This is a genomic window from Rhizobium sp. Rhizsp42 (assembly GCF_047304155.1).
In the GTDB taxonomy this organism is placed as follows: Bacteria; Pseudomonadota; Alphaproteobacteria; order Rhizobiales; family Rhizobiaceae; genus Rhizobium.
This window is the reverse complement of sequence record NZ_JBGLYS010000010.1, coordinates 13051-26453: the sequence shown is the minus strand read 5'-3', so window position 1 is coordinate 26453 and position 13403 is coordinate 13051. Positions and strand designations below refer to the sequence as shown.

Here is a 13403-nt window from a genome sequence, read left to right as displayed (position 1 = left end):
CTGGGAGGACTGGCGACATGCTGGAGTTGGATTTCGGGTTATCCGAAATGGCGGAGGCTATCCGTGAGACGACGCATCGGTTTGCGACAGAGCGTATTGCCCCGCTTGCCGCGAGGATTGACGAGGAAGACTTGTTCCCGGTCGAAATCTGGCCCGAGATGGGCGCACTTGGCCTTCACGGCATTACAGTGCCCGAAGAGCATGGCGGCCTTGGGCTTGGCTATCTCGAACACGTTATTGCGTGCGAGGAAATCAGCCGCGCCTCGGCATCGGTCGGCCTGTCCTATGGCGCGCACTCCAATCTCTGCATCAACCAGATTTCGCGCTGGGGCTCGGCCGAACAGAAACAGCGATATCTCCCTCCGCTGATATCAGGCGCGCATGTCGGCAGCCTTGCCATGTCGGAAGCGGGCGCCGGTTCGGACGTCGTCTCGATGCGCCTGCGCGCCGATAGGGTCGATGGCGGTTACCGCCTGAACGGCACCAAATTCTGGATCACCAACGCGCCCTATGCCGAGACGCTGGTCGTATACGCCAAGACCGTGCCCGATGGCGGCTCCAAAGGCATTACCGCCTTTTTGATTGAGAAGGGCTTTGAGGGTTTTTCGATCGGCCAGAAGATCAACAAGGTCGGCATGCGCGGATCGCCGACGGCGGAACTGGTTTTCGACGACTGCTTCGTTCCGGAAGAAAACATCATGGGGCCGCTGAACGGCGGGGTTAAAGTGCTGATGTCCGGGCTCGACTACGAGCGCGTCGTGCTCTCAGGTATTCAGCTCGGCATCATGCAGGCCTGCCTGGATGTGGTGCTTCCCTACATCAGGGAGCGCAAGCAGTTCGGCGCGCCGATCGGCAGTTTCCAGCTGATCCAGGCGAAGGTGGCGGACATGGTCGTGGCGCTGAATTCGGCTCGCGCCTACGTCTATGCGGTGGCAAGAGCCTGCGATGCTGGCAAGACGACGCGGCATGATGCGGCCGGGGCCATTCTCTACGCCTCGGAGAGTGCGGTCAAAGTGGCGGAACAGGCGATCCAAGCGCTGGGCGGCGCGGGATATACCAAGGACTGGCCGGTCGAGCGCTACTGGCGGGATTCCAAGCTGCTCGACATCGGCGCCGGCACCAATGAAGTGCGCCGCATGCTGATCGGGCGCGAAGTCATAGGTGCTGAGGGGAGGGGCTGATGCCGGAGCTGCAGACGATGCTCGATTCCAGCTCGCAAACCTTCGCCGCCAATCATGCGCACAATCTGGCTCTCGTGGAGGCGCTCCGATCCAAGGTGGCAACCGCCGCGCTCGGCGGCTCCGAAAAGCATCGCGAGCGGCATGTCGAACGCGGCAAGTTGCTTCCACGCGACCGGGTCCAGCGCCTGCTTGATCCCGGCTCGCCGTTTCTCGAGATCGGCCAGCTTGCCGCCAATGGCATGTATGACGACGAGGCGCCCGGCGCGGGCATGATCGCCGGCATTGGTCGGGTCTCGGGCGTCGAATGCATGATCGTGGCGCATGACCCGACCGTAAAGGGCGGCGCCTATTTTCCGATGACGGTGAAGAAGCACCTGCGGGCGCAGGAGATCGCCTGGGAAAACCGACTGCCCTGCATCTATCTGGTGGACTCGGGCGGAGCCAATCTGCCGCATCAGGCCGAGGTCTTTCCAGATCGCGATCATTTCGGGCGCATCTTCTACAATCAGGCGCAGATGTCGGCGGCGGGCATCGCCCAGATCGCCTGCGTCATGGGGAGCTGCACGGCGGGTGGGGCTTACGTGCCGGCGATGTCCGATGAAACCGTCATCGTGCGCAACCAGGGAACGATCTTTCTCGCCGGCCCGCCGCTGGTGAAGGCGGCGACGGGTGAGATCATATCCGCCGAAGAACTCGGCGGCGCCGATACGCACGGCCGGAAATCCGGCGTCGTCGACCATGTCGCCGAAAACGACGAGCACGCGCTCCTGATCGTCCGCGACATCGTCGCCACGCTCAATCGGCCGAAGCGGGTGGATATCGAGGTGGCCGAGCCACAGCCGCCTAAGCTCGATCCGGAGGAGCTTTATGGCATTGTTCCGCGAGACGTGCGCACGCCATACGACGTCCGTGAGGTCATCGCCCGTATCGTCGACGGATCGGAGTTGCAGGAGTTCAAGGCGCTCTATGGCACCACGCTGGTCTGCGGTTTCGCGCGTATCTGGGGTATCCCGGTCGCCATTCTCGCCAATAATGGCGTGCTTTTCTCCGAGAGTGCGCTGAAGGGCGCCCATTTCATCCAGCTTGCTTGCCAGCGGCGCATCCCGCTGCTCTTCCTGCAAAACATCTCGGGCTTCATGGTCGGCGGAAAATATGAAGCCGAGGGGATTGCCAAGAACGGCGCGAAACTGGTGACAGCGGTGGCAACGGCATCGGTGCCGAAGGTAACGGTGCTGATCGGCGGCAGCTTCGGCGCGGGCAATTACGGCATGTGCGGCCGAGCCTATCAGCCGCGCTTTCTGTTTACTTGGCCGAATGCGCGCATTTCCGTCATGGGCGGTGAGCAGGCGGCCTCGGTTCTGGCGACCGTGCATCGCGATGCCGAACGCTGGAGCGCCGATGAGGCCGAAGCGTTCAAGGCGCCGATCCGGCGGAAATACGAGGACGAGGGCAACCCCTACTACGCAACCGCGCGGCTATGGGACGACGGCATCATCGACCCGGCGCAGACACGCGACGTACTCGGTCTCGCCTTCGCGGCGACGCTGAATGCGCCGATACCAGAGCGCGCCCAGTTCGGCCTGTTTCGCATGTAGTCGCGAAGGCAGGGAGAGGAGAGACCGTGATAGACAGCCTGCTGATCGCCAATCGCGGCGAGATCGCGAGGAGGATCATAAAAACGGCGAAACGGCTCGGGATCCGCACGATCGCCGTGCACTCCGAGATCGATGGCGACATGCCCTTCGTTCGCGAGGCGGACGAGGCGGTATGCATCGGCCCGGCATCGGCCAAGGAGAGCTATCTCAATGCCGACAGGATCATCGAGGCCGCCATCAGGACTGGCGCGAAGGCGATCCATCCGGGATACGGCTTTCTGTCGGAAAATGCCAAGTTCGCAGAGCGGGTCACGGCCTCCGGTCTGATCTGGGTCGGCGCGCCGGCGGCTTCGATCCGGGCCATGGGCCTGAAGGATGCAGCCAAGAAGCGGATGATCGCGGCGGGCGTCCCGGTCACGCCAGGCTATCTCGGCGAGGACCAAACGGACGAACGACTGCGGCGCGAGGCGGAAGCGATCGGCTATCCTGTCCTCATCAAGGCTGTCGCCGGTGGCGGCGGTAAGGGGATGCGTCGGGTCGATAGCGCAGCGGAATTTCCAGCGGCGCTTGCCAGCTGCCGGCGTGAAGCCGTTGCCGCCTTCGGCGATGACCGGGTGCTGATCGAGAAATATATCCTCTCGCCTCGGCACATCGAGGTCCAGGTGTTCGGCGACACGCACGGAAATTTCGTCCACCTGTTCGAGCGTGATTGTTCGCTGCAGCGACGCCATCAGAAAGTCATAGAGGAAGCGCCGGCGCCGGGCATGGATGCGTCGACGCGAGAGGCTGTCTGCAAGGCCGCGGTCCAGGCAGCGCGCGCGGTCGATTATGTCGGCGCGGGAACGATCGAGTTCATCGCGGATGCGTCAGACGGGCTTCGCGCCGATCGCATCTGGTTCATGGAGATGAATACCCGGCTTCAGGTCGAACATCCTGTGACCGAGGCCATCACCGACCAGGATTTGGTGGAGTGGCAAATCCTGGTGGCATCCGGCGAGCCGCTGCCTCTGCGCCAGGAGCAATTATCGATCAACGGATGGGCGATGGAAGCGAGGCTCTATGCCGAGAACCCGTCCACCGGCTTTCTGCCGTCGATCGGGCGGCTGACCCATCTGAGGTTTCCCGAGGGCGTCAGGGTCGATAGCGGTATCGAGGAAGGCAATGAGATCAGCTCCTATTACGATCCGATGATTGCCAAGCTGATCAGCCACGGCGCAGCACGCCAAGACGCGGCGCGGCGATTGGCCCGCGCGGCCGGTTCCGTGGAGGTCTGGCCCGTGCGCACCAACGCAGCCTTCCTCGCGCGCACGCTTGACCATCCCGATTTTAAGGCCGGCACGGTCGATACCGGCTTCATCGAAAGACACGCGACCGATCTCATCCCGCCGACCGAACCCAGCGAGCGCGTGCTGCAAGCGGCGGCACGGGCGATCCTGCCGAAATTGGGCGGCGATATATGGACGATGGCAAGCGGCTTGCGGATGAACGCGCCGGCGTCGCGGGAAATCGGCGTCGAGGTCGGCGGTGCGGCATATCGGGTGGAACTGCGCGATGATGGTGGCGAGCCGGCCGCGACCCACGCCGGCGTGCTGTTTCTGGACGGCGAAGCCTGGGCTTTCGGGCCGCCACGCGCCGGTCATGCCGGCGGTAGCGCCGGCCATTTCGATGGCGCGATCGTTGCGCCGATGCCGGGCAGGGTGACCGCGTTGATGGTCGACAAGGGAGATCGGGTGACCAGAGGGCAGCCCCTTGTCGTCATCGAGGCAATGAAGATGGAGCAGACGCTGAGCGCGCCCTTCGATGGCGTCGTTTCGGAGATGAAGGTCCTTGCCGACGCCCAGGTCGTCGAAGGCAGTGTCCTCATGCAGCTGGAAGGAGACCAGTGATGGCCGGGCGTCATTTGGAGGACTGGACCATCGGCGACAGAATTGCGCACGAGATACGTCGCACGGTCACCGAGACAGACAATCTCCTCTTTTCCACCATGACCCACAATCCGCAGCCGCTGCACATCGATGTGGAAGCGGCCAAGGCCAGCGAATTCGGCCAGATACTGGTCAACGGCACCTTCACCTTCGCGCTGATGATCGGTCTTTCGGTCGGTGATACGACCCTGGGGACGCTGGTTGCGAATTTGGGTTATGATAAGCTCGTGATGCCGAAACCCGTTTTCATCGGTGATACGATGCGCGCCGAAACCGAAATCGCCGATCTGAGGGACAGCCGATCTAGGCCGACGGCCGGCATCGTTACCTTCCAGCACGAGTTGATCAATCAGCGCGGCGAAGTGGTTTGCAGATGCCTGCGCACCGCACTGGTGCAAAGGAGACCGACATGAGGTTGCGCTCACTGCTCTTTGTGCCAGGAGATCGTCCGGATCGCATGTGGAAGGCGCTCGCGCTTTCCGCCGATGCCCTCATTCTCGATCTGGAAGATGCCGTTGCGCTTGTCGAGAAACTCGCGGCAAGAGAGGCTGTCGCGACGTTCCTGCGATCGGCCGAACGGCGGACCAAGCTCTTTGTGCGGGTGAACTCACTGGGGAGTGGCCTTCTGGAGCAGGATCTCGCGACCATTCTCGATGCCCGGCCCGACGCGCTTGTCTTGCCGAAGGCCGAGGGCAGCACAAGTGTCGAGGTCTTGGCGGCGCTCGCCCCCGGTGTGCCAATCATGCCGATCGCGACGGAGACGCCCGCGGCAATCTTCCAGCTCGGAAGCTATGCGGCCGTTCGTCACCTGATCCTGGGATTGACCTGGGGGGCGGAAGATCTGCCAGCGGCGATCGGTGCGACACGGTCGCGAAATGAGGATGGCAGCTATACCCATCCCTATGAAATGCTGCGCTCCCTGACATTGTTTGCCGGTCACGCCGCCGGCGCCGCTGCCATCGAGACCATCTACCCGGCACTCGGCGACCTAGAGGGCCTGCGGCGCTACGCGCACCGGGCGCGCTGCGATGGCTTTACCGGGATGATGGCAATTCATCCCTCTCAGATCCCCGTTATCAACGAGGCCTTCTCGCCGACGCGGGCCGACGTCGAAAAGGCCCGAGCCATCGTCGCGGCATTCGAAGCGAATCCGGGAAAAGGCGTGCTTCAACTCGATGGCCGGATGATCGATGCACCGCACCTGCGGCAGGCGCGGCGCATACTGGAGCTTGCGACGGAACCAGCGTAAATGCTTGCGAACGAAGCCGCTGTCGGTTTCGAGTGGCTATCCGACGCCGCCAGGCCGCCGCGCTGACATTCCGGCGGAACGGTGAGGGGACGCTCATCCTTTCATCTGAGCATCCGGTCGTTGCCAACCGGTCGCTTGCCGAAGCGGGGTTGCCAATCGTGTCGCCACTGCTGGACACGAGCGATAGCGCGGTCAAATCAATGAGACGTCACCGGCCGGAAGAATGAAGCCTCCGCGACAACAGCCTTGTAGTCACACGCGAACCTTGCGAAGCGCATCGGTGATCTCGCTTCGGGCGACACCGATCAGCTGCTCCATCGCGTGCCGAGCGGCCTCCGGCCTGCGCATTCTGATTGCTTCAAGCACGTCCTGGTGCTTCAGGATCGCCTGCTCGTGTGACTGGCTGGCGCGGTTCGTCAGACGGAAGCTCGCCAGAAGCGCGGCGCGGATTGCGCTGGCGAACTGGCGATAGACCCAGTTGCCGCTCGCATCGATAATGGCGGTATGGAACTCGAGGTCGGCGCGACTCCAGGCCTCGTTGTCACGTGAATTGGCCTCGACCATGTCCTCGAAGGCCTTGGAGATCTGGTAGAGTTGGCGTGCGGTTGCATTCGCGGCCGCATGCGCGGCGGCCGCGGGCTCAAGCAACTGGCGGGCGTCGATCAGTGACATGTAGAAGTTCTCGTCGGTGCCGATGGACAGCAGCACATCCAGAACCAGCGGATCGAGATAGTTCCAGTTCTCGCGTGGCAGCACCGTTGTTCCCGCCCGCGTACGCGACCGCACAAGCCCGAGCGCGGACAAATACTGCATCGCCTCGCGCAAGCTCGTGCGGCTGACGCCAAATCGCTCGGTAAGCTCAGCCTCGTTGGGCAAGGTGGAGCCCTCCGCCATCTCGCCGGAAACGATCTTCTCGACGAAGTGATGCAGAAGTGCCTCGCGGACACTGCGCTTTCCGCGTGCTGCGATTGGGTCGCCGTCTTCCGTCAGATTGCGTGCCGTCCTTGCGCCTGCCACTCGTGTCCTCCCGATTCATCTCCTGCAAATGCCCGCAACATGCAGCAGTAGTCAATCGCCGATAAACCGTCAAATAAATACGATTTATTATACGTGAATTTGACGAGAACTCGGGTCTTTTCGGCGACCCAGCGTCAAATCCAGGCAAAACTCCGAAAATAAATCGTATTTATATTGACATTTGTACGATGATGAATAGTTTCCAGTCGTCGTGGAGAGGGCGGCAGATGAGCCTTGGCCTTCGCCGGTGGTCAATTTTGTTGGGAGGAAAAAATGAAACGTTTCAGCCGCGTCGCATTGGCGGCGATTAGCGCCCTTGCTGCGTCAAGCGCAGCCCCTGCCTTTGCGCAGGACAAGGACCTGAAGGTCGGCGCGATCTACATGGATGCCCAGGGCTTCTATGCCGGCGTCCGCAAGGGTATCCAGACTGGCGCCAACGACGCCGGGCGCAAACTGGACGTGGTGGAAACCAATGCGCAGGGCGATGTCAGCAAGGAATCGTCGTTCATCGATTCACTGATCTCCGCCGGCGTTCAAGCGATCATCGTCTCGCCCGTTTCCGCCGACGGCTCCTACCGCGCGATCCGCCGCGCGCATGACGCCGGCATCCCGGTGGTCTGCTATAATACCTGCCTCAACGACGCCGACATGAAGGAATATATCTCCGCCTATGCCGTCGGAGACCCCTACGACTTTGGACACAAGCTCGGCGAGGCAGCGGCCGATTACTTCATCGCCGAGAAAAAGGATGCGCCGAAGATCGCGGTCCTCAATTGTGAATTTGTCGAAGTGTGCGTCACGCGCCGCAAGGGCTTTGAAGATGCCCTGAAAGCCAAGGTTCCCGGCGCCCAGATCGTCGCGAACCAGGAAGGTGCCGTTCTGGACAAGGCGGTATCCGTCGCCAGCACCATGCTTTCCTCGAACCCGGATATCGATGCGTTCTTCGGCGAGGCCGGTGGCGCCACGCTCGGCGCCGCTCGCGCGGTCAAGAGCCAGGGCAAGACCGGCAAGGTTGTCGTCTTCGGTGGCGACATGACCACTGAAATCGCACAAGAACTTTCAGACTTCACGGTCATCAAGGCCGTGGTCGACATCTCCGGCCAGGGGTTGGGCAAGTTGGCTCTGGCCCAGGCGATCAAGTCCATTGACGGGCAGGCTCCGGCCGACATCAAGGTTGCCTACGACATCGACCTCTACAAGTCTTCCGACGACGGAAAGGCTTGGCTGAAGGCACACGCGGACGGCATCCCCTGATCGCGGATCCTCTCGCTTGCCTTGAAGAAAGAGGCCGCCGGCCCACCGGCGGCATCGCTCCATGAGTGGAAAGACCTATGACACAAGCCACCAATCTTCAGCCAGCGTCATCGCCCATCGTTGCATCCGTCATCGGCTGTACGCGTCGCTACCCTGGCGTGCTTGCGCTCGACAACGCCACGTTCCAGGTGGCGGCCGGTGAAGTCCGGGCGCTGCTCGGAAAAAACGGCGCCGGAAAATCGACGCTCATCCGCATGCTGACCGGTGCCGAAATCCCGGACAGCGGATCGGTTTCGATCAACGGCGCGGAACTGTCGCATGCCGGATCGGGGCGCGCTCAGGAGTCATTCGAAAAGGGTGTTCGGGTTGTCTATCAGGAACTCAGCCTGGTACCAGGAATGACGCTTGCCGAGAACCTGTTCCTCGGCCGCTGGCCGCGCAAGGGCGGCGTTATCCAATATGCGGAGATGGAAGCCGCGGCAGCCGAAGCGATGGGACGGCTGGGCCTCGACCTGCCTCCCAACAGACTGGTTGCTGGCCTCAGCCCCGCCGAACGGCAGCTTCTGGAGATTGCCCGTGTTCTCGTCGGCAAGCCGACGATCGTCATTCTGGACGAGCCCACAAGCTCGCTTGCAGCGGCCGAAGCGGAAAAAGTGATGGCCGCGGTGACGCGCATCGCTTCCGAGGGCATAGCCGTGATCTATGTTAGCCATCGCATGAACGAGATCCGCCAGATCGCGCATTCGGCGACCGTGATGCGTGACGGGCGCATCATCGACACGGTTGACGTCAAGGGCGCCGACACGCGCGAGATCGTTCGGCTCATGCTGGGATCGGAAGCTTCGCGGGCGGCCGCTCTTGAAAACACCGGCAGTGACAAGGTCGTCCTTGAGGTGCGGGATCTGGCGCTTGCGCCTAAGCTGAACTCCGTTTCCTTCGCACTCAGGAAAGGCGAGGTGCTCGGCATTGCCGGCCTTCTCGGCTCCGGGCGAACGGAGCTGCTGCAGTCGATCGCCGGTGTGCGTCGTTTTGATGCCGGCCAGTTGCTTGTCGATGGCGCGACCGTGAAGCCTGGCCGCTACAAGGAGATGCTGCGCCGTGGCTTCGGCTACACACCGGAGAGCCGCAAGGAAGAAGGCATCGTCCCGTTGCTGGGTGTCGATGAGAATACGCTCTCGACCAACTTCTCCGGTGTCAGCAAGACAGGTGTCCTGTCGAGCCGGATGATGGCGGAAGCAACACGGCGCGTGATCGATCGGCTGTATATCAAGGCAGCGCGCACCGACACGCCGATCGGCACGCTCTCCGGAGGCAACCAGCAGAAGGTCGTCATCGGCCGCTGGGTCTATGCCAACAGCCGTATCCTGCTTCTCGACGAACCCACGCGTGGCGTCGATGTAGAGGCCAAGGCGCAAATCTATGCAATCATCCGTCAACTCGCGGCCGAGGGCCGGAGCGTGATCTTTGTCTCCAGCGAAATCGAGGAACTCCCGCTTGTGTGCGATCGCGTCCTCGTCCTCAGAGACGGCACGCTAAAAGACGAGTTCATATCACCCAACATCGATCAGGATGCCGTGATGGCCGCCTGCATCAGCGGACATTGAGGGAGGCACCAGATGTCACTCGAACAGACGGCCAAGCCGTCCTCAAGATCAAAATCCAGCAAGTCGGGCTTTGGTCTGTCGCAACACATGAACGAGTTGAGCCTCTTCGTCGCCATCATCGTTCTCTACGTCGTGTTTACCTCGTCCGCGAACGGCTTTCTGTCGTTCAACAACCAGATCAACATCCTGCGCGATGCCGCCACGATCGGCATCGCTGCCTGGGCGGCCACGCTGATCATCATCGCCGGCGAAATTGACGTCAGCGTCGGACCGATGGTGGCGTTCATTTCCGTCGTATTGGCTTTCTTCCTGCAGTGGGGTGCTCCGACACCGCTGGCCTTTGCGCTCGCGATCGTGGTCGGTGCTTTGCTGGGATCCATCGCAGGCGCCCTGCGCGCCTATTGCGACGTGCCATCCTTCGTTGCCACACTCGGCTTGTGGAGCGCGCTGCGCGGTACGGCCCTCTTCGTCACGGATGCGCTGCCTGTCTCCATCGGTCGCAACGACATGCTGGACGCGCTTGATCGCTCGCTGTTCGGCGTTCCGCCGGCAGCAATCATCATGCTGGTGCTGTTTGCGGCCTTCGCGTTCATCAGCAGAAAGACAGCCTTCGGTCGGTCGGTATTCGCGATCGGCGGCAATGCGCATGCCGCGTTCCTGAGCGGCATCAGCGTATCGAAAATTCGGGTCGCGTTGTTTGCCATTGCCGGCGCCATGGCGGCAATCTCCGGCATCCTGCTCGTCTCGCGTCTGGGATCGGGCAATGCAACGGCTGCCACCGGCTTGGAATTCGACGTGATCGCGGCGGTAGTGGTCGGCGGCACATCGCTGTCCGGCGGCCGCGGGTCCATGCTGGGAACGCTTCTTGGTGTGCTCGTCATCACACTGATCGGTAATGGCCTCGTGCTGCTCGGTATCAACCCGTTCTTCCAGCAGGTCGTGCGTGGTCTCATTATCGTCATCGCCGTGCTGGCAAACATCCAGGCGATTAAGCGCAGCATGTCGCGAAACAAGGGCTGAGCGCATATCATGTCCGCAATTGAACTGACGTCAGGCTCGCTGTCACTGAAGGTATCGACCACGGGCGGCCTTGTGCTCGGCTTCTGGCAAGACAGTGACATGGGCAAGGTGCCGCTGTTGCGCCCGGCTCGGTCTGATGATGCCGACGCGCTATCATCAGGATGCTATCCCCTGGTGCCCTTCGGAAATCGCGTTCGGCAAAACCGCTTCGTGTACGAGGGTAGGGCGTATCAATTCACGCCAAACACCTCATGGGATGAGCATTACCTCCATGGCGAGGGATGGCAGTCGGAATGGGCGATCGATGGCCAGGGCAATGATCACCTCGAGCTCGGCTTCACGCACCGAGGTGGCCATACGCCCTATGCATATCATGCGACGCAGTCCTTCGCGTTGAAGGATGGCGCACTGGTTTTGACATTGGCCGTGGAGAACCGCGGAAAAGTGGCCTTGCCGTTCGGCATCGGCTGGCATCCATACTTTCCGATGACAGCTGAGACAACGCTCTTCGCCCCGGCTTCGAAGTTCTGGACCGAGGTCGAGGGCTGGCTGCCCGGAGAGGCGACGAACATTCCCGAGGACCTCGATTTCAGCAGGCCGTCCGAACTTCCGCATCGGTGGGTAAACAACGGATTCGAGGACTGGTGCGGCGAGGCGATCGTATCATGGCCAGAGCGCCACACCGCTCTTCATCTGACGGCGGACCCCGTGTTCAAGCACGCCTTCGTCTTCGTTTCCGATACGGCGTTCGATCCTTCATTCAAGCGGGATTATTTCTGCTTCGAGCCAATGTCGCATCTGGCGAACGGGCATAATCTTCCCAGTCTCGGTGATCTCAGGCGGCTGGAACCCGGCGAGACGCTCTCGGGATCCATTCGGCTTCGGCCACAAGACATTTAATACGTCGCGCATAGCTGGAGAATCGCATGCCCGGTACCGGTCAGTTCGACTACATCATTGTTGGCGGAGGCAGTTCCGCCTGCGTCGTTGCCGCGAGACTTGTGGCCGATGGCAAGGCGCGCGTGCTCATCCTCGAGCGCGGCCCCGCCAAACCCAACCCAATCATGAATTTCCCCGCCGGATACATGAAATTCCTGGCGAAGGATACGTACCTCGCCATGCACAAGACCAAACCGCAACCACAGTTGGGCGGTCGTGGTCCGATCGTACCGCAGGGTCGCGTTCTCGGCGGCGGCAGCACGGTCAACGCCATGGTTTACATGCGCGGCCAGGCAGCGGATTTCGATCATTGGAACGAACTCGTGACACCGGCCGGTGCCGATAACGATGGCGCCTGGTCCTATCAGGACATGCTTGGCTACTTCAAAGGCCAGGAGGACAACGATCATCTGGCGGGTGTGTATCATGGCTTCGGCGGTCCGCTGAAAATATCGCATCTGGGCCACACAAGCCCGATGACGCGCACCTATGTGAAAACGCTGCAGGGCATGGGCATTCCCTACAACCCGGATTTCAACGGCGAGCATCAGTTCGGCGTCGGCTTCATGCAACACACGATCGATTGGGCGACGCGCAAGCGTTCAAGCGCGGTCGATGCCTTCCTGAAGCCGGTGATGGACAATCCGTTGCTGAAGATCGAGACTGGTGCGACCGTAACCGCCATTCGCATGGAAGGCGACCGCGCGACAGGCGTCGACTACATGAAAGGCGGGAGCAGCAAAACGGCGACAGCCGGCGCCGAGGTCATTCTGGCCGCCGGCGCTTATCAGACACCGAAGCTGATGATGATCTCAGGCATCGGACCGGAAGATGAACTTTCAAGGCACGGAATAAAGACGAGGCTGGCGCTCCCCGGTGTCGGCAAGAACCTGCAGGACCACTATGAGTGCCCGGTCGTCGCCACGACCCGCGGATCGTTCGGATATTACGGCGCCGACCGGGGTTGGCCGATGATCAAGGCAGGGCTGCAATATCTGCTGTTCAAGTCCGGCCCCGTTTCCACCACCGGCGTCGAGACCTGCGCCTTCTATGACCCCGACGGCAACAACGACCGACCGACGATCCAGATGTTCTGCGTGCCCACGGTCTACCTCGATCGCGACGTGATGGGCACGGAGCCGGGAGACGGCGTCACCATCAATTCGCTGCTGCTGCGCCCCAAGGCACGCGGATCCGTAACGCTTTCGTCGGCGGATCCATTTGCCGATCCGGTTGTCGACACGCAGATCTTTTCCGACCCCGACGACCTGCGGCTGACGATGGCAAGCTTTCGCTTCGCTCGAACGGTCCTCCAAGCCTCGCCGCTGCGTGATCTGATCGACAAGGAAATTTTCCCGGGCCCGGATGTCTCGAGCGACGAGGCCGTCGCCGCCCACTGCAAACGCACCGTAAAAACCGGCTACCACCCTGTCGGCACCTGCAAAATGGGCCGCGACAGCGATCCCGAGGCCGTCTTGGATGCAAGCCTGAACGTCTATGGAACACGCGGCCTGCGCGTGATCGACGCCTCGCTCATGCCGACCATCGTTAGCGGCAACACCAATGCCGCTGTCCTTGCCGCCGCCGCCAAGGCGGCCGACCTCATTCTCGCTTGATCG

At 61.8% G+C, this 13403-nt stretch carries 11 protein-coding genes; 10 read left to right on the top strand and 1 reads right to left on the bottom strand.

The annotated features are described in order from the left end of the window. Positions 1-17: 17 nt before the first annotated feature. Genes ACCD05_RS12025 through ACCD05_RS12005 form a run of 5 tightly spaced genes read left to right on the top strand, consistent with a single transcriptional unit; the run spans position 18 to position 5950 of the window. Positions 18-1181 (top strand): isovaleryl-CoA dehydrogenase, encoded by a 1164-nt coding sequence (locus ACCD05_RS12025; RefSeq protein ID WP_413392845.1) that lies wholly within the window; start codon positions 18-20, stop codon positions 1179-1181. Next, positions 1181-2776: a carboxyl transferase domain-containing protein gene (locus tag ACCD05_RS12020; RefSeq protein ID WP_413392843.1), complete on the top strand. Its 1596-nt coding sequence runs from the start codon at positions 1181-1183 to the stop codon at positions 2774-2776. Before ACCD05_RS12025 ends, ACCD05_RS12020 begins: the two co-directional genes overlap by 1 nt. 26 nt (positions 2777-2802) lie before the next feature. Further along, complete coding sequence (locus ACCD05_RS12015) at positions 2803-4662, top strand: acetyl/propionyl/methylcrotonyl-CoA carboxylase subunit alpha (protein WP_413392841.1); 1860 nt, start codon at positions 2803-2805, stop codon at positions 4660-4662. After that, positions 4662-5114, top strand: coding sequence for a MaoC family dehydratase (locus ACCD05_RS12010; protein WP_413393069.1), 453 nt, complete (start codon positions 4662-4664; stop codon positions 5112-5114). The genes ACCD05_RS12015 and ACCD05_RS12010 overlap by 1 nt, the downstream gene beginning before the upstream one ends. Further along, a complete protein-coding gene (locus tag ACCD05_RS12005; RefSeq protein ID WP_111564574.1) occupies positions 5111-5950 on the top strand; it encodes an HpcH/HpaI aldolase/citrate lyase family protein in 840 nt (279 codons plus the stop codon). Before ACCD05_RS12010 ends, ACCD05_RS12005 begins: the two co-directional genes overlap by 4 nt. Before the next feature lie 252 nt (positions 5951-6202). Here ACCD05_RS12005 and ACCD05_RS12000 read toward each other — a convergent pair whose 3' ends face one another. Beyond that, positions 6203-6967 (bottom strand): FadR/GntR family transcriptional regulator, encoded by a 765-nt coding sequence (locus tag ACCD05_RS12000; protein WP_111564575.1) that lies wholly within the window; start codon positions 6965-6967, stop codon positions 6203-6205. Positions 6968-7240: 273 nt separating this feature from the next. On the opposite strand from ACCD05_RS12000, the gene ACCD05_RS11995 reads away from it, so the two are divergent. The 5 genes from ACCD05_RS11995 to ACCD05_RS11975 all read left to right on the top strand — a co-directional run bounded on the left by ACCD05_RS11995 (position 7241) and on the right by ACCD05_RS11975 (position 13400). Next, complete coding sequence (locus tag ACCD05_RS11995; RefSeq protein WP_111564576.1) at positions 7241-8221, top strand: substrate-binding domain-containing protein; 981 nt, start codon at positions 7241-7243, stop codon at positions 8219-8221. Between the two features lie 77 nt (positions 8222-8298). Continuing rightward, positions 8299-9825, top strand: coding sequence for a sugar ABC transporter ATP-binding protein (locus ACCD05_RS11990; protein ID WP_413392838.1), 1527 nt, complete (start codon positions 8299-8301; stop codon positions 9823-9825). A gap of 12 nt (positions 9826-9837) precedes the next feature. Next, positions 9838-10845, top strand: coding sequence for an ABC transporter permease (locus ACCD05_RS11985; RefSeq protein WP_113200980.1), 1008 nt, complete (start codon positions 9838-9840; stop codon positions 10843-10845). A 9-nt stretch (positions 10846-10854) separates the two neighbouring features. Further along, positions 10855-11745 (top strand): aldose 1-epimerase, encoded by an 891-nt coding sequence (locus ACCD05_RS11980; RefSeq protein WP_413392835.1) that lies wholly within the window; start codon positions 10855-10857, stop codon positions 11743-11745. A gap of 26 nt (positions 11746-11771) precedes the next feature. After that, complete coding sequence (locus ACCD05_RS11975) at positions 11772-13400, top strand: GMC family oxidoreductase (protein WP_413392833.1); 1629 nt, start codon at positions 11772-11774, stop codon at positions 13398-13400. Positions 13401-13403: the final 3 nt, after the last annotated feature.